Here is a 24,711-nt window from a genome sequence, read left to right as displayed (position 1 = left end):
AGGCATCGACGACCCGCGACCTCCACATATTGACGTTCGTGAAGTTTAATATCAAGGGTTGTTTACAGATCCCGGGAAGTTTGGGGGCGAGCCGCGAGGTTCACGGGCAGGTCAGTCGAACCAGTTGAACAGCAGGTCGCCAAGCCGGCCCGGACGGTGGTAGGCGACGTCTCGGCGTTCTGCGTCGGTCAGCACCCGGAGGTACCGATCCTCGATCGGTTGCTCCAGCTCCGCCGCAGTGGCGACCCGCAATCCCGCTCGGCGATAGATCTCTCCGCCCGGGACGTCAGCGAACAACAGGGTGATCAGATGAGGATCTCGCTGTTGAGCTGCAGCGACCAAGGCGGCCGCGGGACTGAGAAGGACCCACAGCGGCGTGCCGTCACCGAGTCGCACACCGACCCGGTTGTAGTTTCGGCCGACTGTTGGTTCCTCGACCGAGGTGGTGACCGCACCACCGGCTCCTCTGACGCTCGCGTACACCGAGGCCAGCCATGTGGCACGCGACGCCGGGTCAGGGCGCGGCGTGGTCACTCCGGCTCTTGACGCTCTCTCCGCCCTAAAGGGCGGAGATTCCCTCCACGCTGCGCGTGGAACACGCGGCGTCTGGGCGGATTCCTGTTTCCTCGCGCGGTGCCGGCACGGATGCTGGTCTTATCTGCGCTCCACAGGCGTTTAGGCTCTCGGCGCGTCCCGCCGCGAGGATGTTTTTAGCCGCGTTGATGTCCCGGTCGTGGGCGCTGCCGCACGGGCAGCGCCACGCTCGGATGTTGAGTGCCATCTTGTTGGTGACGCGTCCGCAGGAGGAGCACATCCGGGTGGATGGGAAGAACCGGTCGACCCGGCCGAACGTGCGGCCGTATCGGATGGCCTTGTATTCCAGCATGCTGGTGAAGCTGGTCCACGCGGCGTCGTGGACGGACTTGGCAAGGCGGGTCCGGCCGAGACCGACGACGCACAGGTCCTCGACATAGATCGCTTGGTTGTCGCGAACGATGGTCGTGGACAGCTTGTGCTGCCAGTCGCGGCGGGTGTCAGCCACCCGGGCGTGCGCCCTGGCGAGTTTCACGACGGCTTTCTTGCGGTTGGCCGAGCCTTTCTGCTTGCGAGACAGTTGCTGTTGCAGCCGCTTGAGTGTGCGGGCGGCGCGGCGCAGGAACTTCGGTGCGGTGACCTTCGTGCCGTTCGAGAGCACCGCGAAGTGGGTCAGACCCACGTCGATGCCCACCTCGGACTCGACCGGAGGCAGCGCCTCACCCTCGCCTGTGGTGACGACAAACGAGGCGAAGTACCGGCCTGCCGCATCCTGGATCACTGTGACCGAGCTGGGCTCGGACGGCAGGGTCCTCGACCAGCGCACCGGCACGTCGCCGATCTTCGGCAACCGCAGGCGCCCGTTGTCCAGGATCTTGAACCGGGAGTTCCTGGTGAACCGGATGGCCTGCCGGTTGTCCTTACGTGACCGGTACCGGGGCGGGGCCACCGTGCGACCCTTGCGCTTGCCGGTGATCGAGGCGAAGAAGTTGCGGTACGCGGTGTTCAGGTCAGCGAGGGCCTGCTGCAACACCACGGCGGAAACCTCGCCCAGCCAGGCGCGTTCCTCGGTGGCCTTGGCCTGAGTGATGACCAACTTCGACAGGTCGGCATCCGAGACGTACTTCTCGCCTACCGCGCGTGCCTGCTGACGCAGACGCAGCCCGTCGTTGAAGACCACGCGGGCGCACCCGAACGCTTGGGCCAGCGCGGTGCGCTGGGCGGAGTCCGGGGTGATCCGGTAGTTGTAACGCAGCTGCACAATGACCACTGTCCCATGTTGGTCTATGGCTGAACCTCAAGGCATGCGCACTGGCCGGCACGTGGTTGTCGTTACGAAGTTCCGGCACAAGGTGTTCACCGACCGACACCCGACCCCGATGGAACAGATCATGCCGGACGTGTGCGCCGACTTCGAGGCCGAGCTGGTCGAGTTCAACGACGAGAACGTGCACCTGCTGGTCAACTTCCCACCAAGGCGGCCGTGGCCCGGCCGGTCAACAACCTCAAGGACGTCTCCTCCCGCCGCCTGCGGCAGGAGTTCCCCGACCTCACACACCAGTACTACCGAGCCAACAAACTCTGGTCAGGCTCGTACTTCGCAGGCTCCGTCGACGGCGCGCCGCTGAACGTCGTAAAGCAGTACATCAAGCAGCAGAACCGTCCCGGTTAAGGCACTGCTCGGGCCTAGCGGCGCTCCCAGCCGCGAGCCTTCACCCCCGGCCTGAAGGCTGGAGCACTGGCCCGCATTCCGGTAGCAGATCGACGATGGGCACGCAGGGCATCATCTTCGGTTCCAACTCCAACCACCGGCGGCACCATTACCTGTCCAGGAGTCGGAGATGATCGACGGCATGGACTTCGCGGAGTTCGACGAGCAGGTTCTATCACTACGAGCCCGCGTGGCCCGGTCGGGCTTCGATGCAGTTGAAGATTTCAAGGTGATCAAAGGACTGACCGCGTCGGCGGAGGAGACCGCCGAGGCGGAGCGAAGGTTGAGTGTGACCTTGCCTGAGCAGTACAAGGCTTTCATGGTGCGCTACGGGGGCGGCTCCTTCGGATTCCTCGACCTGCTGCCCATACCCGCAGCAGGGTCCTCGAACCAGGTCGACGACGTTGTCTCCGTCAGTCAGGCCGAGTTCCGGGACGGGTCGTTCGTCGCGATAGCTCCTGTCGGCACAGGTGACTACTGGTGCTTCCCCGTCCTGAATGGCCGATGCAGCGACGAGGTGTGGTTCCACTATCACGACGCCGGCGACCCAACCGTTGAAGCATCAGACTTCCTGGAGTTCGTGGCGCGGCGGGGTGTTCAAGTCTGACAAGCACCCGGATTGAGAACCCGGGCAGGAGTACGCCTGCCCGACCGATGCGACCTGTCGCCGCAGCCCCTCGGCAGCCAGTGCCTCGGCCGGCCGGGCGAACAGGCCGGGTGGCGCTGGCAGTGCTTGTCGATGCGTTGATCAGCCCGTGCGACCCGGGCGGACCCGGCATGTCGCCGAGCCCGCCCGCTTTCGGTCCAGCCGCCTGTCTCAGGTGTGTGCGATCCCGCCGTACAGCTTGTCGATCTGCACGCCCTCGAACAGGTTGTCGGTCGAGTCGATCATGGTTATCGGGCGAGGGACACGAGCCTGAATTGCTGGTTGGTTTGTCCGTGGCAGTCGTACAGCTGGACCTGGGCTCCGTTGGCCGTGCTCCAGACGTCCAGGCATCGTCCGGACTGCACGCCGCTGATGGTGCCGTTGGAGTTGACGTTCCACTGTTGGTTGGTCTGGCTGTGGCAGCTGTAGATCTGGACCGCCGCGCCGTTGCCGGAGCCTGCCGCGTCCAGGCACATGTTGCCGTACACCTGTAGTTGTCTGCCTGCGGTGTAGGTCCAGGACTGGTTGGACTGTCTGTTGCAGTCGTAGAGGCTTACCCGGGTGCCGTTGTTGTGTGAGGCGTTGGGTACGTCGATGCACCGGCCGGACTGCGTGCCGACGATTTCGCTGGCGGAGTTGGGTGGGACGGTGGGCGAAGCGGTGGGCGTCGGCGTGTTGGTGGGGGTCGCCGTCGGGGTGGTCGGCGTCGAGGGCAGCAACGGGCAGGTGCTGCGGTAGGTGACCACGCCGCTGGAGTCCGCCAGCGGGCAGAGGAATTGGCTGTACCGGGTGTCGTTGTCGACGAACATCTTGACGAACGGCAGCATGGTTCGGATCATCACCGGGTTCGACCGTCCGACCATGAACCCATGGTCGGCGCCGGCAACCTCCAGGTAGACGCTCTCCGTCGTGGCCGGGAGGCTGTTGTAGAGGTTGGTGGCGTAGGACGGGGTGACCACCGTGTCCGCCTGCCCAGCGAAGATCATCGTGGGCACCCGGTCGTTGGCCAGGTTCGACGACGGCGAGTACGGCGCGATGCCGACCACTGCCTTCAGCGACGAGCGCCGGGTGGCTGCGCTCAGCGCGCCACCGCCGCCCATGGAGTGACCGGCGACCGCCAACCGGTTGGGGTCGACCCGGTCGCGTACCGGGCTCTGCTGTGTCAGGTAGTCCAGCGCGGCGAGCAACTGGGTCCCTCGGGCCGTGTCGAAGTCGTTACGGCTGTTGGTTTCGATGCCGATCACGACAAAGCCGTGGGAGGCCAGCCACGGTCCCATCCAGGCCAGTTCGGCGGAGAACAACGCGGTGTAACCCGGCGAGATCGCGATGGCCCCGAAGGTGCCCTGGCTGGTGTCGGTCGGGTAGTAGATCCTGCCGCCGTTGAAGCCGTACCCGGTCGGGACGCTGACCGACGTGTTGGCGAAGGGGCCGTTCACGGCGGCGACGCTGGTCCGGGTGGGGTCCGGGCCCCGCTGGTACGGGTTGTCGGCGGCCGACGCCGACCCGGTCGTCACCGTCAGGGTGAACAACCCGACTGCGGCTGCGAGCCCGGCCGCGGCGAGCTTGAACAGCCGTCCCCGATTGCGGGACGTTCGAGCAGCAGGGGCATTCCCCGAGGGTGGGGGATGGTGTCCGTGTCCTCGCACTGTCGATACCTCCTGGTGATGGGTGGGTGCGGGGCGGGCTCCAGCGTCAGCAGACCCGGCAGTTGTCGTCTTGGCGAAATGGGCCACAGTGGACACCTGCGACACGCTCAGGGCCAGAATTTTCGCGGCCGTTCCGGAAAGAGTGCGTTTTCGCGGAGGCGGGTACGCCTGGCGGGGCGGGCCCGGGAAATCATGCTGATCCACCGGGGGTGGGATAGAAAGATCTCTGTCGCTGTCCGAGTGGAGCCCCGCTCAGAAGTGGTGGACGGGGTCGCCTGGCATGCTGGTGGGCTTGGCGGTCGCGTGTGGCGCCTCCAGCGGTGGAAGGATCTTGTTAACGTTCACACTGATCGATGGCTCTCAGGCTGGCAGAAAGTTCCAGGTTTTTCAACCGGTAGTTTCGGGCCTGTTACGAATCAGGAGTCAGGGTTCGAGCCCCTGCGGACGCGCAAGATCAACGCGTGCCGACAGTGCGTTCCGGGTGCGCTCATCGCTGCCCCATCGCCGGTCTCCCCGAGCGGATCGGCGTCGAGCGCAACTGGGATCGGATATGGTCCGTGACACCCGATTTGCCGATTATGAGGGGGAAATTATGAGTCGCCTGCCATGCGTGAACCCTGCTGACGCCCCCGCGCCGGTGCGCGAAGCGCTGCAGGCCGCGCTTCCCCTGAATTTCTTCCGCGTCATGGCCAATGCCGAGACGGCGTTTCCGGACTGGATGCGCTGGGGAGGCACGCTGCTGAAGGACCTGGCCCTCGACCCGCTGCTGCGCGAAATCGCGATCCTGCGAGTTGCCCGGCTGAGCGACGTCCAGTACGAGTGGGTCCAGCACGCGCCGATCGCCCGCTCCGTCGGTGCCACGGACGAGATGGTCCACGCGCTTGGGCGCGACGAGATCGAGGCCGACTGTTTCTCGCCGGACCAGCGGATCGTCCTGCAGTTCACGACCGAAGTCGTCCGCGACGTCCGCCCCTCCGACGAAACCGCCACCGCACTGACGGGGCTACTCTCCCCGCGTGAGGTGGTCGAACTTCTGATGGTGATCGGGCAATACATGATGATCGCCCGGGTCGCCGCGGCAACGGACCTGGAAATCGACAAGCCGATGGGCGCCGGCGTCTACGGTGCCGGCGGTTGACAGCCGGATCTTGGCGGCGTCGGCGGGGGACAGGAAGGCCTCCTGTTGCCGGAGCGGTTCCTGGACGGCTCCACTCCACAACCGGAGGCCTTCACCTGCCTACGGCATCAAACAGTGTCGTCGTGGGTGACGGTGACGACGATTTTGCCGACGTGGCCGTTGGCCGCCATGTAGCGGTGGGCCTCGGCGATCTCGGTGAGGTCGAAGGTGCGGTCGACGACCGGGGCGAAGGAACCCGAGGCGAGTCCGGCGTTGACGAACGCGACGGCGCGGCGCAGGCGCTCCGGATTCATGGTGATCTCGAAGAGGGTGTAGGTGCTGCTGTTCAACGCTGGGTAGGACTGCGCGTTGGGGAGCGGGGTGGTGCGCGGGTCGAGGGCTCCGTAGACCACCAGGAAACCGTCGGTGGCGATGCCGAGAGCGAGGGTCTCGACGCCGGGGCCGGCGACCGGGTCGAAGGCCAGGCGGACGCCTTCGCCGCTGGTGATTTCCTTGACCCGGGCCGGGAGGTCCTCGTCGTCGGTGACGATGACATGGGCTGCGCCGGCGTCCAGCAGGCGCTGCTTCTTGCCGGAACCACGGGTGGTGGCGATCGGGATCGCACCGATGTGGTTGGCGAGCTGGATGGCGGCCAGGCCGACGCTGCTGGAGGCCGCCGTGATCAGCACGTGGTCGCCGGGACGCACCTTGCCGGACTCGACGAGGGCGCCGTAGGCGGTGATGTAGGCCATCCACACGGCTGCCGCCTGAGCGGGGTCGACCTGGGCGGGGCGAGGCACAACAGCCGAGGCCGGGACGATGATGTGGGTGCCGTACGTGCCGTACCTGCTCTGCAGGAACGCCGGCACGACCGCGACGGTGTCGCCCTCGGCGAGGCCGTCCACGCCCGGGCCGACGGCCTCGATCACGCCGGCGGCCTCGTAGCCGAGGGTGGAGGGGAACGCGGGCTGGTCGAAATAGACGCCCTCGCGGTACATGATCTCGGCCCGGTTCAGGCCAATGGCATCGACGCGGATCCGGACCTCACCCGCGCCCGGAGTGGCCACCTCCACGTCACGCAGGGTCAGAACCTCGGGTCCACCGATCCGGTCGAACTGTACGAGCTTTGCCACGGTGCATGAGTCCTTGCACTAGGGATCACGGTAACGACGCCGAGCGGCTCGGTGCCGCCCCACACGCTAACCCGAAGTTCGACCACCGTCAAACTTCGACCATCGTCGGAATAAGCGGCCGCGAGCTCAAGCCGTACCTGCCCGCGTCTCGGTGCCCGCGGCGGCCACCACCGCCGAGAGCAGGCCGGGAAAGCGACGCTCGATCTCGTCCGCCCGCAGCGCGTTCATCTTGGCTGTCCCCACGTAGTACTGGCGGATCACGCCGGCTTCGCGCAGCGTGTTGAAGTGGTGCGTCAACGTCGACGTCGACACGGGTGTCTCGAACGAGCCGCAGGTCATGTCCTCGCCCCGGTCGGCCAACTGGGACACCACCGCTCGCCGTACCGGATCCGCCAGCGCCTCCATGACCTGCTGCAGGGAAACCTCGGACACGTCGGGGTGCTCCACGATCCGGGCGGTACTAGGGGGGCGGGGCACGGCAACTCCTTGTCGCGGGCGCAGCACAACCCAGCCATCGTACGACGCCGATCAAAGTAATCCGGACGGGTCAGGCGGCTGCACATGCGCGCGGCCGCGCGCAGGCGGACAGCTCGCGCACGTTCCGAACATAATTTATTAAATAATATTGACATCCGCGCGTAACAGATCGCAAGATCGGTCGAAACAACCCAGGAGTACGGGTCTGCCCCACTGCTGTGAAGGAACCCCGCGTGAGACGACATCTGTTCACCGCCCTGACCGCCGTCACGGCCAGCCTGCTGATCGTGCCCGCTCCGGCCCACGCCGCAGCCACGAAAGACGCTGTGGTCACCACCAAACCGGCACCCCAGCAGGTGCTCAGCCCCACGCCCTACCAGGGCTGGAACACCTACTTCGGCCTCGGCGGCAACTTCTCCGAGGAGTCCGTACGGGAGGTTGCCGACTCGATCGTCAGCCGTGGCCTGGCCAAGGCCGGCTACGACATCGTCTGGCTGGACGGCGGCTGGCAGGACCCGGAGCCGCGTACGGCCGCCGGTGACCTGCAGGCCGACCGGAGTCGTTTCCCGAACGGGCTCAAGCCGCTGGTCGACTACATCCACTCCAAGGGGCTGAAGGCGGGCATCTACACCGACGCCGGTCCGTACATCCCCGGCAAGTGCGGGCTCGGCAGCGGCGGCGGCTACTACCAGCGCGACGCGGACCACTTCGCCGCCCTGGAGTTCGACGCGGTGAAGGTGGACTTCCTCTGCGGGATCGCCGCCGACCTGGACCCGAAGACCGCCTACACCGAGTTCGCCCAGGCGCTGCGGAACAACGCCAGCAAGCGGCCGATCATCTTCAACCTGTGCAACCCGGTGACCTCCCCGGACTGGGGCAACTACCCGGAGGAGCAGCAGTCGACGTACTCCTGGACCTATGCTCCGGAGATCGCGCAGTCCTGGCGGACCTACACCGACGTGGGTTTTGTCGGTGACATCAAGTTCAAGGACGTGCTGCGCAACTACGACGCGAACGCGCGGCACCCCGAGGTCGCCGGACCGGGGCACTTCAACGACCCGGACTACCTGGCTCCCGGGCTCGGCATGTCCGAGGAGGAATTCCGTACGCAGATGACGCTCTGGTCCGCGGCCGCCGCGCCGCTGGTGATCGGCAGTGACATCCGCAAGCTCAGCCAGGCCTCGATCGACACGCTCACCGACCCCGAGGCCCTGGCGATCAACCAGGACCCCGCCGGTGTCCAGGCCGTACGCGTCGGCCCCGCCGGCACGACCGAGACCTGGGTCAAGCGCCTGGCCAACGGTGATCGGGCCGTGGTGCTGCTCAACCGCGGTGAGAGCTCGAAGATCATCACCACGAAGGCCTCGTCCGTCGGCCTGTCCGGAGCCCGCTTCACCGTGCAGAACGCGTGGACCAACCAGGTCACCGAGAGCGCGGGCACCCTCAGCGCTGCGGTTCCGGCGCACGGCGCCGCACTGCTCCGGGTCGCCCCGGCGCGCGGTCTGCCCGGTGCCCCGCACGTGACCGCCGGCCTTCCGCAGGTCACGAAGGTCGGCAACTCCGCCACGCCGGAGGGGACCGCACCCGTGGTCGGCGGCGGTGACCAGGCGCGGGTCGAGGTCGTCGTACGCAACGACGGCCTGCTGCCTGTCCTCAAGCCCCAGGTGGGACTCGCGGCACCGGCCGGCTGGACGGTCCGGGCACTCAGTGGGGCGTCGGTCGTGCTCGCCCCAGGTCAGGCCATCACCTTCGCCTTCACGGTGACCCTGCCAGCCACCGCCGCCCCCGGGGATGCCGCGTTGACCGCCACCACGTCGTACGAGGTGGTCGGGCGCGGCAAGTCGCGCCAGACGTCGGTGTCGACGGTGGTGGTCGCCCCGGCGCCACCGACCGGTGACGCCGTGCTGTCCCACCACGCGTGGATCAGCGCCACCAGCGGTTGGATGACTCCGACGGTCGACCAGAGCGTCGGCGGCGGGTCACCGATCAGCATGGTCGGCCAGGTCTACCCGACCGGCCTCGGCGTCGCCTCACCCTCCACGGTCCGTTACTACCTGGGCGACAAGTGCGACCGGCTGACCGCGACCGTCGGCCTGGACGACGCGGTACGCAACGTCGGGCCCGAGGGAGCCACCTCGACCTTCCAGGTGGTCGGCGACGGGCGGGTCCTGTTCGACAGCGGCGTGCTGACCCGTGACGACATCCGTCAGGTCGACGTCGACCTGACCGGCGTCCGGGTGCTCGACCTGCTGGTCGGCGACGGCGGCGACGGTGGTTACAACGACCGCGCCGACTGGGCTGGCCTGAACGCCAGCTGCTGACGCCTGGACAATCGCCGTGTGATCGAAGCTCCGGCCGGGGTTGTAGCCCTGGCCGGAGCTTCGCTCTTCATCCAGCAGCAGATGGCCGCCTTCCGGGTGGAGCCGTCGGCGGTCTGGTAGTTCCTCCTGGCCTACTGATTCGCCGTCGTCACTGCCTCGACGACGAGTCTCCACATCTTGGCAGCGACGCGTGCCTCCGCTACCGTCCATGGGAACGCTCCCATAAACTTAGAAACATCTATGTGATCAGGAGGCAACACGTCGTGCCTACCCTCTCCTCGCTCCGCCGCAGATCGGCGGCGATCAGCGTGGCGGCCGTCGCGGGCGCCACCGCCATCGGCGTCTGCCTCGCCGTCGGCAGCGCCTCCGCCGGCACGCTGTCCGGATCGCTCTACCGCGACCCGAGTTCGGCCGTCGTCCGCTGGGTCGCCGCGAACCCCGGCGACTCGCGTACCGCCGTCATCCGGGACAAGATCGCGAGTCAGCCGCAGGCTCGCTGGTTCGCCAACTTCAACCCGTCGACCGTGCAGTCCGAGGTCTCCGGGTTCATCGGTGCCGCCAACGCGGCGCAGCAGATCCCGGTGCTGGCGGTCTACGAGATCACCAACCGGGACTGCGGCGGGGCCAGCGCCGGTGGGGCGCCGGACCTCAACCAGTACCAGACGTGGGTGTCCAACTTCGCGAGAGGGCTGGGCAACCAGACCGTCATCATCATCCTGGAAACCGACTCGCTCGCCCTGCTGACGTGCCTGAGCAGCGCCGAGATCAGCGCGCGCAACCAGGCGATCTCGACGGCCACGCAGACCATCAAGTCGGGCAACTCCAACGCCAAGGTGTACCTCGACGCCGGTCACTCCACCTGGAACAGCGCGGGTGAGACGGCCAATCGGCTCCGGGCGGCCGGCGTGCAGTACGCCGACGGCTTCTTCAGCAACGTGTCGAACTACAACTCCACCTCCAACGAGGCGAACTTCGGCCGGGCGGTCATCTCCGCCCTCAACGGCATGGGCATCTCGGGCAAGCGCCAGGTCATCGACACCAGCCGCAACGGGGGCGCCAGCGGCGACTGGTGCGGCGACGACAACACCGACCGGCGCATCGGGCAGTACCCGACGACAAACACCGGCGACAGCAACATCGACGCGTACCTCTGGGTGAAGCCGCCGGGGGAGGCGGACGGCTGCCGCTACACGGCCGGTTCGTTCCAGCCCGACCTGGCCTACAGCCTGGCCAACGGCGTACCCAATCCGCCCACCACCGCGCCGCCGACGACGGTTCCCCCGACCACGACCCCGCCGACGACCGCGCCGCCGACCACGGCTCCTCCCACCACCGCACCGCCGACCACGGCTCCCCCCACCACGCCGCCGCCGACCGGTAACGGCTGCGCCGCATCGGTGACGGTCAACCAGTGGTCCGGTGGCTTCACCGCGAGCGTGACGGTCACCGCCGGCGCTGCGGCCATCAACGGCTGGACCGTGACCATCACGCTGCCCGGCGGCGCGGCGGTCACCAGCGTCTGGAACGCCCAGGCCGCCGGCACCAGCGGAACCGTCCGGTACACCAACGTGAGCTACAACGGACAGGTCGGCGCCCGGCAGTCGACCAACTTCGGCTTCCAGGGCACCGGCACCGGCCCGAGCGCGACGGCCACCTGCGCGGCCAGCTGACCCCACCCGATGCCGCGGCCCGGCGCGGAGGACCACTCTCCGCGCCGGGCCGGACCGCCGGTGACCTTGTGGCAGCCGGTCGGGCCGGCGACGGCCGGACGGCGGTAAACCTCTCGGGGTTCACCGCCGTCCGGGTCGAGTCACGTCGTCAGCCTGCGTGGCCGGCACCGGGACAACGCCCTGCACCATCAGGCACCGGCGTCACTGGGCGACCGGCGTCGAGCGCCCCCTGTCCACGGTGTACGCGCCCGCAGAGATCACACCGAGGGTCGTGGGGGTCAGCGTCAGCGAGACAACGCCGCCAGGCAGCACGCGCGCGCTCCCTTCGGAGGTTGCGAATGTCGCGGACGTCGACCCGTCCGGGAACAGGCGTTTTCCGGTTCCGACGACGACCGGGTACTGGAGCAGCCGGTAGAGGTCGACAAGTCCGGCCTGGTGCAGCGCCTGCACGAGCTTCCAGCTGCCGTGAACCTGGAGTTCCTTGCCGGGGAGCCCCTTGAGCCGGCGCACGTTGTCGACGATGCCGGTGCGGAGGACCGTCGTCGGGCTCCAGTCGGCGTCCTTGTCCGTCAGCGTCTTGCTGACGACGTACTTCGGCAGCGTATTCAGCTTGGTGGCGATCAGGTCGCCAGGTGCGGTGACCTTCGGCCAGTACCCGCCGAGCAGTCCATAGCTCGTACGGCCGAAAAGGAATGCGTCCGCCTCACGGAACCAGCCCTCGACTACCTCGTTGGTGTGCACGGATGCGTGCGGGACGAGCCACCCGCCGCGGTCGAAGCCGCCCGAGCGGTCCTCGTCAGGTGCTCCCGGTCCTTGCATGATTCCGTCGAGGCTGACGAAGACGTTGACGCTGAGCAGCACGGTTCTCCTCCGAATTCCGGATCGCGGACAGCCGTCGGGGCGGCCGGCAAACGGAGGTTAGCTGCCTGGCCACGGGCAGTTCTTGTACAAGAACGACAGCTTTGCGTCGTCGCCCGCCTGCAGCCCCCGCGCGGTGCGCCCGACGTAGCGCCGCAGCGCATGTGCCAGGTGAGCTTGGTCGAAGTACCCCAGCGCCTCGACGACCGTGTGCCAGTCGCGCCCATCGCGCAGCATCGTGGCCGCGGCGTTCACGCGGTCGATCTGCGTCACAGCGGTTTGCGAGAGGCCAGTGATCGCGCGGTACTGCCGCTGAAGGGTTCGTTTGGACGGGTGGCCCTCGGGGTGCCCGGCGAAGTGCCCCTCAACCTTCAGACGTGATCGCACCAGCAGACCTGCGTCCCGCAGGCGCCGGACAAACTGCTCGACGTTCTCGTACGTCGGCGCTTCCCAGTCCTCGCCGCCGATGACCACCCGGCCCGAGCCCGTCACTGGGAAGGGCGCGAACCCGTCGACGATCGAGGCTGCCGGATGCGGCCGAAGAACGGTGCCGAGCGTGAGCCGGATACCGAGGAACTCGGCGTCCGGCGGGACCGGCGCAATAGTCGCGCTGGTCTCCGGCCCGCGCAGGCTGGCGAGTAGATACCCCTGCATCCGCGTGAATATCAGTTGGCAGCACGTGCGCGCCGCGGATGTCATCGTGTCTTCGGCTTCGCTGCGGGTGCGCCACACATGGCTGACGATGCTCGCGTCCGTCTCGGCGTCACGATGCTCGAATCGCAAGCGCAAGGGCTCCTCCAGTCACCGGCCACCTGATCCGGATTACATCGATCTGACAGGCCTTGCCCGGTCAGTAGACGTAAGGATCGCAGTCGAGCCAGAGATTAAGGCTGCTCAGTCGCCGCATCGTCAACGGGCCCATCGTTATGGTCGGCGCGTCACCGTCTGAACGGGGCCGTCATCCGGATTGGCCGCGACCTGCGACCTGCGCGGATCAGCAATCCGGCTGTGGATAGCATCGCTTTTGTGGCAGATCTCCATGTACTTCGTGTGTTCTGCGGTCCCGGCGGTACGTACGGAAACCAGCTCGGCGTTGTTCTTGACGGCGATGCCGTGGCCGCTGGGCAGGACCGCCAGGCCGTGGCCGCACGGCTGGGCTACAGCGAAACCGTCTTCGTCGATGATGCCGGCACCGGGGTCGTCGACATCTACACGCCGAGCGTGCGACTGCCGTTTGCCGGGCATCCCCTGGTGGGCACGTCCTGGCTGCTGAGTCGGTTCCGCGCCAGGCCGGAACTCCTACGCCCGCCGGCGGGCACGGTGCCAACCTGGCAGGACGGCGAGTTCACCTGGATCAGGGGACACGCGCGGTGGGCGCCCGACAGGCGCATGCAGCAGTACGCCTCAGCCGAGGAGGTCGAGGCGTTGCCGGGTCCGCCGCCAGGTGACGGGTGGCTGTACGCGTGGGCGTGGCAGGACCAGGCCGCCGGTCGGGTGCGTACCAGGGGATTTCCCCGCCGGGGCGACGCCATCGTCGAGGATGAAGCCACCGGAGCGTCCGCGATCGTGCTCACCGCCGAGCTGCGCCGGGCGCTGGACATCATGCAGGGCAAGGGATCGCAGATCCTGACTCGACCAGGTCCGAACGACACCGTCGAGGTGGGCGGCCGGGTCATCCTTGAGGAAACCCGCTCCCTCTGAACGTGCCACCCGCACCGCACCCGAGCCAGGCCGGAGAATATCCGCACGTGCCGCATCAAGCCGTGGACAGAGGCGCGCCCCGCAGGCCGATGAACGCCTGCGGGGCGCGCCTCTGTGCCGAACAGTCACTCACTGTTCGCGGCAGAACTCCTCAATGGGGTAGCCGACGTGCCGGTCGGCGGTGGGCAGGTGGCCCAGGATCCGGTCCCCGGGCTGCAGTTCGGTCGAGTTGAGCACCACCGCGTCGGGCCCGAGCACCCGCACGTGCCAGTCGTCCTGAAGGATCAGGTTGACCATTTGCCCGTTCGGCGCGACCGCGTCGATGGAGATCAGTGGCCGGGTCTCGATCTTGACTCGGCCGACCGTGACCAGCCGGGTCTGGCCCTTGGTGTTCACCGCGAGCACCTTGCTGCCCGCCTCCAGCTCGCTCAGGTAGTGCGTCCGCCCGTCCGCCGCGACGGTGTACGAGTGGATGGCGCCGGCGTTCACCCGGAACGGCCGGGTCGGCATGTACGGCAGGGGATGCGTCTCGCTGACGCAGAGCACCATTCCCTTGGAGTGGGAACCCACCAGGATCCCCTCGTCCTGCCCGAAGTACGTGCACGTGTCCACGCAGGCGCGCTCGCCCATGCCCACGTGCTGCGTCCGGGTGACCTCCAGCTCCACCAGCGGGATCTCACCGTGCTGGCCGGTCGCCGCGCGGCGCAACGCCGTGGCGTCCCCCACCGACCGGGCGGCCATCAGCACCCCGTCGGAGCCGACCTCCAGCACTCCGAAGAGAATCTCGGCCTCGGTCACGTCGTGGGCCACCGTCACGATCGTCCCCTCGGCCTCGGCCGCCGCGGCGAGCACGATCTCCAGCGGGATCTTGGTGGGGTCGCGGAAGTCCAGGACCGCGACCTCCTCCTCCCGGGCCGCCGTACAGGCCTCGGCGAGGGACGGCGCGTCGACGATCTCGACGTAGCGACCGAAGCGCACACCGGGGTGCGCCGCCCGTTGCGCGGCCCGATGCGCGGCCCGCTCCGGGCTCGGGTCGGGCAGCACCACCGTGTCGGCCTCCCCGAGGTGGTCCGGCAACTCACCGCCGGGCAGCAGCAGAACCTTGCCCAGCGTCGGTGGCAGGCCCGCGAAGGCCGCCGGGTCGGACGCCACCACGGCGTCCAGGCCCTGGTGTACGGCCTCCTCGACGATGGCCGCGGTCGCCTCGCCAGCCGCCCGAATGTCAAGCCAGCACAGTCTGTTGCCCGTCATGGTGTCCTCCCTCTAGGTCGTCGATCTGTTCCATCGGGTAGCGATGCACCAGCCGCGCCACCCTGCGCGCCAGTTGCTCCGGGTCATGGGCCTGGAAGAGGTTGCGACCCATCGCCACTCCGGCGGCCCCGCCGGCCAGCGCGTCGGCGACGAAGCGCAGCAGTTCGGCCTCGCTGCCCCGTCGCGGCCCGCCGGCCACCAGGACCGGGATCGGGCAGATGCTGGTGAGGTCGAGCATCCCCGCCACCGAGCCGGGATAGACCGTCTTGACCAGGTCGGCGCCGAGGTCTGCGGCGATGGTGACCGCGTGTGCGAGCAGGGCCGGGTCGCGAGGATCCTCGATTCGCGGCCCGCGCGGGTACATCATCGCCATCAGCGGCAGGTTCCACCGGTCGCACGAGTCGGCGATCCGGGCCAGGTCCTGGATCTGTTGGTGCTCCTGCCGCGAGCCGAGGTTGACGTGCACGCTGACCCCGTCGGCACCGAGGCGGATCGCCTCCTCCACGGCCGTGACGACGTATTTGGCGTCGGGGTCGGGAGCCTGACTGGTGCTCGCGTTCAGGTGCACGATGAGCGACATGTCGGCGAACCTGTCCGGTCCGATGTGTCGCATGCTGCCCTTGTGCACCACGACCGCGTCGACACCGCCGCCGGCGAGCTGGCCGACGAGCCGGTCGATGGGTTGGCTTGGCGTCACCACCGGACCGTCGGCGATGCTGTGGTCGACCGGCGCGACGACCAGGCCGGCGGTGCTGTGATGGTGCAGTCGGCGTAGTCGCAACGACCGTGCCGAATGGCTGTGTAGTGGCATTCTCATCCTTCCTGTCCCGAAGGTGTGCGGCCCGGTCCGGTGGGCCGGGAGTCTCTTTCGAGCAGGTCAGGATCAGACGACTCTGAATTGGGCCATCATGCCCATCCCGCTGTGGTCGACCATGTGGCAGTGATAGGGGTACACACCGCGCCAGGTGTTGAAGGTCGCCTGTAGGCGTACCGACTGGCCGGGAAAGATGGTCACGGTGTCCTTCAGGCCGGACTCGGTGGGGTCGGCCGGGTTGGGCCCGCGATCGAGCACCCGGAACTGCACCAGATGCATGTGGAAGTTGTGGGGAATGGTGGTGTTCGCATTCGTTACCGTCCATTCCTCGGTGGTGCCCCAGGCGATGGTGGTGTCGATCCGGTCCGGGTCGAAGACCTTTCCGTCGATGTACGCCCGGTGGCCCGTCCCCGGTTCGTCCATCCGCAACTCCACCTGCCGCCGTACCGTCGGGGTGGGTAGCGTCGGCAGCGTGCGCAGCCGGGCCGGCACCGCGCTGCGATCCCGCGCTGTTGCCGGTACGACGTCGAAGCGCATGACCTGACCGACCTGGTCCGTCGGTCCCGGGCCCATGAGGTTCTCCAGCACCACCGAGCTGCCCGGTGCGTAGCGGGCGAAGTCGACCACCACCTCCAGCCGCTCCCCAGGGGACAGCAGCAGGTACGGCGTGTCGACCGGCGCCTCCAGCAGCCCGCCGTCCGAGCCGATCACGTTGAAGATCCCGCTGTCGGCGAGCCGCAGCAGGAAGATGCGCATGTTGCTGGAGTTGACCAGGCGCAGCCGGTACCGCCGCGCCTGCACCTCGAAGCGGGGCGTCGGCCGACCGTTGACCAGGATGGTGTTCCGGTTCTCGACGTCGTCCATGGTCCAGACCAGCTGCGCCTCGGCGTCGAAATGCGCGTCACGCAGCACCAGCGGGACGTCGAACCGGCCGCGCGGCAGCGGCAGGGCCTCCTCGGTGGCGTCGGTGAGCAGGTAGAGGCTGCTCAGACCGCGGTAGAGGTGCTCGGCCTCCATGTGGTGGGCGTGGTCGTGCATCCACAGGGTCGCGTGCGGCTGATGGTTGGGGTAGGTGTAGACGCGCTCCCCGCCGGGGGCGATCGTCACACCGCCGGAACCGTCGTCGTCCGGCGTGGTCGCCCCGCCGTGCAGGTGCACCGCGGTCGGCATGTCGAGCCGGTTGCGCTGCCGGACCACCACCCGGCGACCGGAGCGGGCCCGGATGGTGGGGCCGGGCAGGTCACCGTTGTAGGTGTAGACCTCGGTGCGGGTGCCGGGCAGGATCTCCAACCGGCGGCGGTGCATCATGACCGAGTAGTAGTCGGTGGTGGCCGTACGACGGACCGGTCGCAGTGTCTGAGGCACCGTGAGCGGCACGGTGAACGGCGCCGGGACGGTGGCCGGCGGTGCGACGGTGGCCGCCGCGGCGGGCGTGGCCGCCAACCGGTCGGCGAGGCTGGCGAGGCCACCGGTCGCGCCGAGGATGCCCGACGCCGCACCGAGGCGCAGCAACTGACGACGAGTGGACACGGTGGTCCTTTCCGATAACGGGGTGGTGCGAATTCCGGTGCATCCGGCGGCCCGGTCCGGGCCATTGCGCCACGCCTTGATGATGGGGCGCGAACGGCCTTCCGTAACGGGTCGCCGGGTCGGTCGGGGACACTTGTCATCGTCCCGCTGACGTTCCGTCATGTGCGTTTTTCACAGCCGCCCACAAAGCGGGGTGACACTTGTCAGCGGATCGTTTCCAGCGCTTTCCCACGGTGCTCCGAAGCCCGGATGATCCGAGGCGGAACGGCCGCCGGCAGTCGGCGGAACGCTCATCCGAACCGGCACCAGTGGACGGTTTCCGATGCCTATGGGAGGTCATGGAGATGCTGGCTGACGCCGTGCCACCGCACACCGTGGAACTGGACACCACCGGCGTGACTGGTCTGCGCCTGTACACCCGTGGGCCGGTGAGCCTGCCCTGGCTCGCCGACCACGTCGTACCGGTCGCGCGGACTCTCGCCGAGGGCAGTGGACGCATCGTCTACCTCAGGCGGGGCTGGTTGCACGGCCCACACGTGGACATCATCGCCCGGCGCGCCTTCGGCCCGCCGCCGCCATGGCACTCCATCGCCGCGCGGCTCGACGCCGGGCCGCTGGATCCCGCCACCGCACTAACCGAGGAGGTGTACCTGGCACAGGCAGAGGAGTTCGGCCGGCTGGAGGGGCTGCCGCAGCCGTACGGCACCTTGCGGACGCACGGCCTGGTGGAGTTCCTCTGGGCCGCCGGCATGGAGGAACCAGCGCCGGCGTTCAACCAGCTCAAGGATGTGGTGCGCAGCACGCTCGGCCGACCGCTGATGCGCCTGGTCGACGAGCTGTCCGCCCACCCGGAACGGGCGACCGTACGCCTCGCCGAGGCATTCGTCGCGCTCGCCGACACGCACGCCCTCGGCACCGCGTACGGGGCGCTCTCGTTGCGCTGGCACGCGGAGGCCTTCCTGGCCTGGGCGAAGCCGGCCGGCAAGGTCCGGACCACCTTCGCCAACCGCCTCGCCAAGGAGGCCGACCAGATCCGGCAGGTGGTCGCCGACCGGCTCGCCGACGCGCCGTCGGCGGCCGCGTCGGGCTGGCGGGCCTCGCTCGGCTACTGCGCCGGCGCGCTCGACAACGCGGCCGCGAGCGGGGTGCTCACCCCGGACCTGGTCGACTCGGTGGGCCCGGACGGTGGGCCGCGGCGGCGCCTCGCCGGTGAACCCGACAGCGACTTCCACCGGGCGGTGGGGGAGTCGGGCGTGACCGAGTCTCCGTCGCCGTTCTTCGCCTCGTACAGCTTGCTGACGAACCTGTTCTACCAGCAGTTGCCGCTGCTGACCGTGTCCCCGCTACAGCGCTACTACATGTGCCACGCGGTCGCGGAGACCATCGACGACGTGCTGGGAGAACCCTGGCAGGATCGCCTGCGCAGCCAGCGCTGGAACCTCACCGCCTTCGCCCACTGACGCCCGGCGTCCACAGCGCCGGTCCACTGCGCCCGATCCACGGCCTCGGCCGAGGGTCGGGCGCAGTCGCCTGTGTCGGACTCCGCACGGCCGTGCCGACCGACGCATCACCGTGTCGGACTCCGCACGGCCGCGCCGACCAACGCGGCGCCATGCCGGACGACGCATCGCCGTGCCGACCGTGGCGGTCCCGTTGCCCATCGGTCAGCGCGACCCGCAGGCGGACCCGGAAGGGCTCACCCTGGCCACCATCCAGGGGCGCCGGACGCCACCCGTCCAGACGGCCGTACGCCCCTCGACAGACCCGGGAGGGCCACCGAGGGGCGCGTTCCACCGTGAGCGCGATCCAGCTGCGTGAGCACGTCCCTGCCCCGATGACGGGGCGCCGGCTTCCACGCCGTGCCGCGCTCCTGCGTCGACCAGGGTCCCGCAGCCGCAGCCGCAGCCGCAGCCGCAGCCGCAGCCGCAGCCGCAGCCGCAGCCGCAGCCGAGAACGGCGACGTCCGGGCGGCGAGCTCCGGAACCAGGGCCGGAACTCACCGTCCGGACGCCGCCGTGCTGGCGGGCCGGTACGGCCGCGGATCACTCCGGGCGCGGGTCCCAGCGGAACCGGCGGACGGCGATCAGGGTGCCGAGCACACCCCAGGCGAGCAGCACGCCGTGCTGTTTCCAGTGCAGGCCGTCGCCGGTGGTGAACGCCGACAACAGTGCATCGTTGAACGGCTTCACGGGCAGCAGCCCGGCAAGGGTGTTCAACGTGTCGGAGTGGATGGGGAAATAGCTTCCGGAGATGAACACGAGCGGGAACTGCACGAACTGCACCACCGCGGGGGCCGCCTCCGAGTTGCTGACCAGAGAGGCGACCGCCGCACCCAGGGCGCAGTAGCAGACCGAGCCCAGCAGCAGCGTGACACCGACCGAGGCCCAGTCGGAGGGCATCGGCGCGTCGTACAGCGCGCCCACGCCGACCACCAGAATGACGTCGATGACGCTGACCATCAGGCAGTGTGCGAGGAGCCCGGCGAAGTAGATCCAGGCCGGCAGCGGGGTGGCGTGCAGTCGCTTGAGCACTCCGGTCTGCCGTCGGGCGGCGAGCGCGATGGCGAGCTGGCCGTAGCAGGCCCCGAGCACCGACACGGCGGCGATGGTCGCCGTGTAGTACTGCATGCCGGTGCGGCCGTAGAAGAAGTCACTGGCCTCCCCGCCACCGAAGACGGCACCGATGATGGCGATGAACGCGAGCGGGAAGATGAACGTGAAGATCATGGCCTGCGGGTTGCGCCAGAACGACAGCTGCTCGTACCGGATCTGGTGCAGCAGCACGGCCAGGTCGTTGCGGCGACGGCCGGACGGGCCGTCGGCGGTCTCGTCGGTGACGCCGACGGCGACGGGATTCAACGTGGTCATGCTGCCCTCCGGTTCCTGCGGCGCTGCCGACGTTGCGTGGACGCGGCTTCGGGCCGGCCGGCGGCGTCGCCGGTCAGGCTCAGGTAGACGTCCTCGAGGGTGGGCTGCTCCACCGTCAGTCGGTGCAGCGACGTTCCGCGTTCCAGCGCCCAGCCGGTCAGCCGGTGCAACGCCCCGGTGGCGTCGTCCACCTCGAGGGTCACGCTCGTCTCGTCGATTTCGGTGGGGACGACGGGCAGCTCCTCCGGTGCCACCCCGTCGGGCCGGGCGAAGCGGATCCGGGTACGGGCGGTGTCTCGGCCACCGATCGTCTCCGGGGTGCCCTGTGCCACCACGCGGCCCGCGTTGAGCACCACGATCTGATCGGCGAGCGCCTGCGCCTCGTCCATGTAGTGGGTGGTCAGCACGACGGTGGTGCCGAGATCGCGCAGGCTGCGGACGACCTCCCACGCGCCGCGGCGGGCGGTCGGATCGAAACCCGTGGTGGGCTCGTCGAGGAAGAGCAGCTTCGGGTCGCCGATCACGCCGAGGGCGAGGTCCAGCCGGCGTTTCTGCCCGCCGGAGAGGTCCTTCACCTTGGCGTCGCGCTTCTCGCCGAGTCCGACGAGCTCGATCACCTCGTCCACGTCACGTGGGGCCGGGTAGTAGCCGGCGCTGCGGGCGATCGTCTCCCGGACACGCAGGTGCGGTTCCACCGCGATGTCCTGGAGCACCAGGCCGACCCGCTCCCGCAGCCAGCGTCGTTCGGCCCGGTCGCCGGGGTCACGGCCCAGCACCTCCACGCGGCCGGCGTCGCGGCTGCGGAAGCCCTCCAGAATCTCCAGTGTGGTGGTCTTGCCGGCGCCGTTCGGGCCGAGGAGGGCGACGATCTCCCCCTGCTCGACCGTGAAGCCGATGCCGGCCACGGCCTCGTGGTCGCGGTACCGCTTGCGCAGTCCGTCCACGACCAGGGCGCTCATCGGGGGTGCTCCGGTGCTGTCACGGTTGTTCCCTTTCGATTGGTTTTCCCGGACGCTAGGGCGCCCGGCGGCCGGAAAGCGGCGTCGCTGACCGACATCACCGCAGGCCGGGACAGATGTCACAGGCCGGTCAGAGCCAGCCCTGCTCGTAGGCGATGCGGGCGGCGTCGAAACGGTTGCGCCCCTTGAGCTTGCGCATCGCGGAGGAGGAGAGGTTGCGGACCGTCCCGGCGGAGAGGAAGAGCTCCTTCGCGATCTCCTTCACCGAGGCGCCGCCGACGGTGAGGCTGAGGATCTCCCTCTCGCGGTGGGACAGGGCCTGCGCCCGCGCCCCAGGCGGCCCGATCAGGGCCGGGTCGATGGTGAGGCAGCCGGCGGCCACCCCGCGGACCGCGCCGACCAGGTGGGACAGGCGTGCGTGTTTCGGGATCACGCTGAGCACGCCCGCCTCCACCGCGCGATCCACCAGGGCTCGGGTGGGCGCGGCGGCGATCAGCGCGACGCCGCAGGAGGGGAGTGCCTCGCGTACCTGACGGGCGAGTTGCAGGCAGTCGGTGCCGGCCATCCCCATGCTCAGGATCACGATGGAGGGACGCAGCTGCCGGACCGTGGCGACCACGTGCTGGCCACCGTTGACGAGACCGACGATCTCGAAGCCCGGGACCGTCCGCAGCGTCTCCGCGAACGCGTCCAGGACCAGAGCGTGGTCGTCGCAGACGACAATTCGAATGCTCATTGGGCCACCCCGCTGGTGAGAGAATTCGTCGGTGGCCGGCGCTGCCGAGGCCAATTCGACGTTGCCCAAAAGCATGGCGACGCGACCGCGATCGGAACAGTGCGCCGATCCTGAGGCGAGCATGAAATTGCACAGTCGGCGAGCCTGAAAATCTCATGCCGCGACCACGTGTGTTTTTCACATCGGGTCGGTGACGTCGGCACTGGTGCGGACGCCCTCGCGACGACACGATTTTCCCATCGCAGGGCGAGTCGATCCCCTGCCTCACCTGGAACGAGGATCACCATGGCGCACTCATCCGCACCCGCCAGCGACGCCCGTGTGGCGGGCACCACCGCCAACGCTTTCCGTGGCCTCGCCGGTGCGAGCTCCGGCCTGCGGATCAGCCAGCACGACGCGTGGACGACGTCCGACACACCGGCCACCGCCTTCACCTGGATCTGTCTGGCGGACGCCGCCCTCGACGAGCGGGCCGCCTGAGATGACCGGGGTCGCGGAGCCGTCACTTGTGGGCTTCCGGCGGCACCTGCGCCCGGAGGTTGTCGCCGGCGAGGCGACGTACCTCTTCTCGGAGCACGGTGTGACGGCCGTCCAAGCGGCCCGGATGGAACACCTCACCCCGCTGCTCGACGGCACCCGCGACGTGGCGACCGTGCTGCGGGAGGCACCGGAGGAATGCGCGGGCCTGGTCCGCGACCTGGCCGAGGCCGGGTTGCTCGTCGCCCGTACGCCAACTGTCGGACAGCACGACCCGCGAGCCGTGGCGTACTGGGAGTCGGCCGGGCTGGACAGCGGTGCCGCGACCTCCGCCCTGACCAGCGCCGCCGTCCGCGTCCAGGCCGTGGGCGGGGTCGACGACACGGCGGTACGCGAGGCCTGCACCACCACCGGCCTCACCCTGATGACCGGCGAGGGCGCCGCCGACCTCGACGTGGTGCTCTGCGCCGACTACCTCGACGCCGAGCTGGCCGCGGTGGACCGGCGGCAGAGCGAGACCGCCCGACCCTGGCTGCTGGCTCGCCCGGTCGGCACCCAGCTCTGGATCGGCCCGGTGCTGCAACCGGGTCAGGCCTGCTGGCACTGCCTCGCGCACCGGCTCTGGTTGCATCGACGGGCCGAGGCGTACGTGCAGCGCGTCCTCGGACGGGTCGGGCCGGTGCCTCGTCCCGTCGCCGCCGTGCCGCCGTCGACCGCCGTCGCCGCCCAACTCGTCGCCCTCGAGGCGACGAAGTGGCTGGCCGGCCACCGCTACGCCGGGCAGCAGGCGGTGTGGACTGTGGACACCCTCACCCTCGACGGGCGGCATCATGAGCTGCGGGCCCGCCCGCAGTGCCCCTCCTGCGGCGACCCGCAGCTGGTCCGCGAGCGCACCCGCCGCCCGGTCACTCCGGTCAGCCGGCCCAAGGCGTCGACCGACGGCGGCGGCCACCGGGCGCTCTCACCGGAGCAGGTGTGGCAGCGGTACGAGCACCTGGTCAGCCCGGTCACCGGGCTGGTCCGGGAGATCCGCCGGGACCCGCACGGGCCGGAGTTCCTGCACTCCTACCGTGCGGGCGCCAACCTGGCCCTGGACGTGCGCGGCCTGGACGACCTGCGCCGCGGTCTGCGCAGCGAACACGGCGGCAAGGGCACCACCGCCGAGCAGGCTCGGGTGAGCGCGCTCTGTGAGGCGCTGGAGCGCCAGTCCGGCACGTTCCACGGCGACGAGTTGCGCATCCGGGGCCGCTTCGCCGAGCTGGGCGACGAGGCCATCCACCCCAACTCGGTGCAGTTGTTCCACGATCGCCAGTACGCCGACCGCGCGGCCTGGAACACCCGGCACTCGGCGTTTCAATACATCGGTCCCCGCTTCGACGAGCAGGCCGAACTGGACTGGACGCCGGTGTGGTCGCTGACCGCCGGGCGGCAGCGCCTGCTCCCCACCGCCCTGCTCTACTACGGCACCCCGGCGGAGGCCAGCCAGCGCTGCCTGCGGGCCGACTCGAACGGCAACGCCGCCGGAGCGAGCCTGGAGGACGCGATCTGCCAGGGCTTCTTCGAGCTGGTGGAGCGCGACGCGGTGGCGCTGTGGTGGTACAACCGCACCCGGCAGCCGGGGGTGGACCTCGACGCCTTCGCCGACGGGTGGATGGTCGAGCTGCGGCAGGTGCACCGCCGGCTGCGCCGCGAGGTGTGGGCCCTGGACCTGACCGCCGACCTGGGCGTGCCGACGTTCGTGGCGCTGTCCCGGCGGACGGACAAGCCGGCGGAGGACATCGTCTTCGGCTTCGGTGCGCATCTCGACCCGACGGTGGCGCTGCGCCGGGCCCTGACGGAGGTCAACCAGCTGCTGCCCGCCGTGGTGGAGGTGGACGCGGACGGACATGGGTACGCCTGCGACGACCCGGAGGCCCGCCGCTGGTGGGCCAGCGCGACCGTGGCCAACCAACCCTGGCTGAGGCCGAACGCCGAGGTGTCGGCCCGTACGCCCGCCGACTACGGCTACGTCCCGGGCACCGACCTGCGCGACGACGTCCGCACGGTGCAGCGGGCGGTGGCGGCGCACGGCCTGGAGTTGCTGGTGCTCGACCAGACACGACCGGACATCGACCTGCCGGTGGTGAAGGTGCTCGTACCGGGACTGCGGCACTTCTGGGCCAGGTTCGCGCCGGGGCGCCTCTACGACCTGCCGGTCCAACTCGGCCGGCTCGAGACCGCCACCCGCTACGAGGACCTGAACCCCATCCCGATCTTTGTCTGA

The 24,711-nt window shown here is 69.1% G+C and carries 21 protein-coding genes and 1 pseudogene; 9 read left to right on the top strand and 13 right to left on the bottom strand.

Annotation, left to right across the window (positions count from 1 at the left end):
• Nucleotides 1-111 precede the first annotated feature (111 nt).
• Together JOD64_RS32750 and JOD64_RS03355 are read right to left on the bottom strand one after the other, a co-directional pair.
• On the bottom strand, nucleotides 112-297 hold the full coding sequence (locus tag JOD64_RS32750; protein WP_239559375.1) for a hypothetical protein: 186 nt from the start codon (nucleotides 295-297) through the stop codon (nucleotides 112-114).
• Between the two features lie 262 nt (nucleotides 298-559).
• Complete coding sequence (locus JOD64_RS03355) at nucleotides 560-1,804, bottom strand: RNA-guided endonuclease InsQ/TnpB family protein (RefSeq protein WP_204940852.1); 1,245 nt, start codon at nucleotides 1,802-1,804, stop codon at nucleotides 560-562.
• A gap of 16 nt (nucleotides 1,805-1,820) precedes the next feature.
• Between JOD64_RS03355 and tnpA the strand changes: the two are divergent.
• Nucleotides 1,821-2,206: pseudogene (gene tnpA / locus JOD64_RS32745) on the top strand (IS200/IS605 family transposase).
• A 169-nt stretch (nucleotides 2,207-2,375) separates the two neighbouring features.
• On the top strand, nucleotides 2,376-2,852 hold the full coding sequence (locus JOD64_RS03345; RefSeq protein WP_204940850.1) for an SMI1/KNR4 family protein: 477 nt from the start codon (nucleotides 2,376-2,378) through the stop codon (nucleotides 2,850-2,852).
• A 287-nt stretch (nucleotides 2,853-3,139) separates the two neighbouring features.
• On the opposite strand, the gene JOD64_RS03340 is transcribed toward JOD64_RS03345, so the two are convergent.
• The gene (locus tag JOD64_RS03340; RefSeq protein ID WP_239559918.1) at nucleotides 3,140-4,411 is read right to left on the bottom strand and encodes a poly(ethylene terephthalate) hydrolase family protein; all 1,272 of its coding nucleotides are present in this window, start codon (nucleotides 4,409-4,411) and stop codon (nucleotides 3,140-3,142) included.
• A 736-nt stretch (nucleotides 4,412-5,147) separates the two neighbouring features.
• On the opposite strand from JOD64_RS03340, the gene JOD64_RS03335 reads away from it, so the two are divergent.
• On the top strand, nucleotides 5,148-5,675 hold the full coding sequence (locus tag JOD64_RS03335; protein WP_204940848.1) for a carboxymuconolactone decarboxylase family protein: 528 nt from the start codon (nucleotides 5,148-5,150) through the stop codon (nucleotides 5,673-5,675).
• Between the two features lie 107 nt (nucleotides 5,676-5,782).
• On the opposite strand, the gene JOD64_RS03330 is transcribed toward JOD64_RS03335, so the two are convergent.
• Together JOD64_RS03330 and JOD64_RS03325 are read right to left on the bottom strand one after the other, a co-directional pair.
• Nucleotides 5,783-6,787, bottom strand: a complete 1,005-nt coding sequence (locus tag JOD64_RS03330; RefSeq protein WP_204940847.1) for a zinc-dependent alcohol dehydrogenase family protein — start codon at nucleotides 6,785-6,787, stop codon at nucleotides 5,783-5,785.
• A gap of 126 nt (nucleotides 6,788-6,913) precedes the next feature.
• Complete coding sequence (locus JOD64_RS03325) at nucleotides 6,914-7,264, bottom strand: ArsR/SmtB family transcription factor (protein ID WP_307813201.1); 351 nt, start codon at nucleotides 7,262-7,264, stop codon at nucleotides 6,914-6,916.
• Nucleotides 7,265-7,497: 233 nt separating this feature from the next.
• Here JOD64_RS03325 and JOD64_RS03320 point away from each other — a divergent pair, with 233 nt between their 5' ends.
• Both JOD64_RS03320 and JOD64_RS03315 read left to right on the top strand, forming a co-directional pair.
• Entirely contained in the window at nucleotides 7,498-9,585 is a 2,088-nt protein-coding gene (locus JOD64_RS03320; RefSeq protein ID WP_204940846.1) for an NPCBM/NEW2 domain-containing protein, read from the top strand.
• A gap of 263 nt (nucleotides 9,586-9,848) precedes the next feature.
• Nucleotides 9,849-11,255 (top strand): glycoside hydrolase family 6 protein, encoded by a 1,407-nt coding sequence (locus JOD64_RS03315; protein ID WP_204940845.1) that lies wholly within the window; start codon nucleotides 9,849-9,851, stop codon nucleotides 11,253-11,255.
• 201 nt (nucleotides 11,256-11,456) lie between these two features.
• Here JOD64_RS03315 and JOD64_RS03310 read toward each other — a convergent pair whose 3' ends face one another.
• Together JOD64_RS03310 and JOD64_RS03305 are read right to left on the bottom strand one after the other, a co-directional pair.
• Nucleotides 11,457-12,116 (bottom strand): dihydrofolate reductase family protein, encoded by a 660-nt coding sequence (locus JOD64_RS03310; RefSeq protein WP_204940844.1) that lies wholly within the window; start codon nucleotides 12,114-12,116, stop codon nucleotides 11,457-11,459.
• Between the two features lie 57 nt (nucleotides 12,117-12,173).
• Nucleotides 12,174-12,896: a helix-turn-helix domain-containing protein gene (locus JOD64_RS03305; protein WP_239559373.1), complete on the bottom strand. Its 723-nt coding sequence runs from the start codon at nucleotides 12,894-12,896 to the stop codon at nucleotides 12,174-12,176.
• 243 nt (nucleotides 12,897-13,139) lie between these two features.
• Here JOD64_RS03305 and JOD64_RS03300 point away from each other — a divergent pair, with 243 nt between their 5' ends.
• Nucleotides 13,140-13,814, top strand: a complete 675-nt coding sequence (locus tag JOD64_RS03300) for a PhzF family phenazine biosynthesis protein (RefSeq protein WP_307813200.1) — start codon at nucleotides 13,140-13,142, stop codon at nucleotides 13,812-13,814.
• Between the two features lie 129 nt (nucleotides 13,815-13,943).
• Here the strand turns inward: JOD64_RS03300 and JOD64_RS03295 are convergent, their stop codons facing one another.
• From JOD64_RS03295 to JOD64_RS03285, 3 genes are all read right to left on the bottom strand, one after another.
• A complete protein-coding gene (locus JOD64_RS03295) occupies nucleotides 13,944-15,065 on the bottom strand; it encodes a 3-dehydroquinate synthase II (protein WP_204940842.1) in 1,122 nt (373 codons plus the stop codon).
• The gene (locus JOD64_RS03290) at nucleotides 15,037-15,876 is read right to left on the bottom strand and encodes a 2-amino-3,7-dideoxy-D-threo-hept-6-ulosonate synthase (RefSeq protein ID WP_204940841.1); all 840 of its coding nucleotides are present in this window, start codon (nucleotides 15,874-15,876) and stop codon (nucleotides 15,037-15,039) included. Before JOD64_RS03290 ends, JOD64_RS03295 begins: the two co-directional genes overlap by 29 nt.
• Nucleotides 15,877-15,948: 72 nt before the next feature.
• Nucleotides 15,949-17,409, bottom strand: a complete 1,461-nt coding sequence (locus tag JOD64_RS03285) for a multicopper oxidase family protein (RefSeq protein WP_204940840.1) — start codon at nucleotides 17,407-17,409, stop codon at nucleotides 15,949-15,951.
• 344 nt (nucleotides 17,410-17,753) lie between these two features.
• Between JOD64_RS03285 and JOD64_RS03280 the strand changes: the two genes are divergently transcribed.
• Nucleotides 17,754-18,869 (top strand): hypothetical protein, encoded by a 1,116-nt coding sequence (locus tag JOD64_RS03280; RefSeq protein WP_204940839.1) that lies wholly within the window; start codon nucleotides 17,754-17,756, stop codon nucleotides 18,867-18,869.
• Between the two features lie 582 nt (nucleotides 18,870-19,451).
• Here the strand turns inward: JOD64_RS03280 and JOD64_RS03275 are convergent.
• The 3 genes from JOD64_RS03275 to JOD64_RS03265 form a co-directional block, all read right to left on the bottom strand.
• Nucleotides 19,452-20,276, bottom strand: coding sequence for an ABC transporter permease (locus tag JOD64_RS03275; RefSeq protein ID WP_204940838.1), 825 nt, complete (start codon nucleotides 20,274-20,276; stop codon nucleotides 19,452-19,454).
• On the bottom strand, nucleotides 20,273-21,235 hold the full coding sequence (locus tag JOD64_RS03270) for an ABC transporter ATP-binding protein (protein ID WP_204940837.1): 963 nt from the start codon (nucleotides 21,233-21,235) through the stop codon (nucleotides 20,273-20,275). The genes JOD64_RS03275 and JOD64_RS03270 overlap by 4 nt, the downstream gene beginning before the upstream one ends.
• A 130-nt stretch (nucleotides 21,236-21,365) precedes the next feature.
• Complete coding sequence (locus JOD64_RS03265) at nucleotides 21,366-21,971, bottom strand: response regulator transcription factor (RefSeq protein ID WP_204940836.1); 606 nt, start codon at nucleotides 21,969-21,971, stop codon at nucleotides 21,366-21,368.
• 285 nt (nucleotides 21,972-22,256) lie between these two features.
• Between JOD64_RS03265 and JOD64_RS03260 the strand changes: the two genes are divergently transcribed.
• Complete coding sequence (locus JOD64_RS03260; RefSeq protein WP_204940835.1) at nucleotides 22,257-22,451, top strand: hypothetical protein; 195 nt, start codon at nucleotides 22,257-22,259, stop codon at nucleotides 22,449-22,451.
• A 1-nt stretch (nucleotide 22,452) separates the two neighbouring features.
• On the top strand, nucleotides 22,453-24,711 hold the full coding sequence (locus tag JOD64_RS33395; RefSeq protein WP_204940834.1) for a TOMM precursor leader peptide-binding protein: 2,259 nt from the start codon (nucleotides 22,453-22,455) through the stop codon (nucleotides 24,709-24,711).

This window comes from Micromonospora luteifusca, assembly GCF_016907275.1.
In the GTDB taxonomy this organism is placed as follows: domain Bacteria; phylum Actinomycetota; class Actinomycetes; order Mycobacteriales; family Micromonosporaceae; genus Micromonospora; species Micromonospora luteifusca.
The sequence above is the reverse complement of the archived record's forward strand: the minus strand, read 5'-3'. Positions and strand labels throughout refer to the sequence as shown.

What these genes read in the sequence shown, in the direction of transcription:
- JOD64_RS03275 (WP_204940838.1), bottom strand. Translation starts at nt 20,276, where the DNA reads ATGACCACGTTGAATCCCGTCGCCGTCGGCGTCACCGACGAGACCGCC.
- JOD64_RS03270 (WP_204940837.1), bottom strand. Translation starts at nt 21,235, where the DNA reads ATGAGCGCCCTGGTCGTGGACGGACTGCGCAAGCGGTACCGCGACCAC.
- JOD64_RS03265 (WP_204940836.1), bottom strand. Translation starts at nt 21,971, where the DNA reads ATGAGCATTCGAATTGTCGTCTGCGACGACCACGCTCTGGTCCTGGAC.
- JOD64_RS03295 (WP_204940842.1), bottom strand. Translation starts at nt 15,065, where the DNA reads ATGACGGGCAACAGACTGTGCTGGCTTGACATTCGGGCGGCTGGCGAG.
- JOD64_RS03290 (WP_204940841.1), bottom strand. Translation starts at nt 15,876, where the DNA reads ATGCCACTACACAGCCATTCGGCACGGTCGTTGCGACTACGCCGACTG.
- JOD64_RS03345 (WP_204940850.1), top strand. Translation starts at nt 2,376, where the DNA reads ATGATCGACGGCATGGACTTCGCGGAGTTCGACGAGCAGGTTCTATCA.
- JOD64_RS03260 (WP_204940835.1), top strand. Translation starts at nt 22,257, where the DNA reads ATGGCGCACTCATCCGCACCCGCCAGCGACGCCCGTGTGGCGGGCACC.
- JOD64_RS03280 (WP_204940839.1), top strand. Translation starts at nt 17,754, where the DNA reads ATGCTGGCTGACGCCGTGCCACCGCACACCGTGGAACTGGACACCACC.
- JOD64_RS33395 (WP_204940834.1), top strand. Translation starts at nt 22,453, where the DNA reads ATGACCGGGGTCGCGGAGCCGTCACTTGTGGGCTTCCGGCGGCACCTG.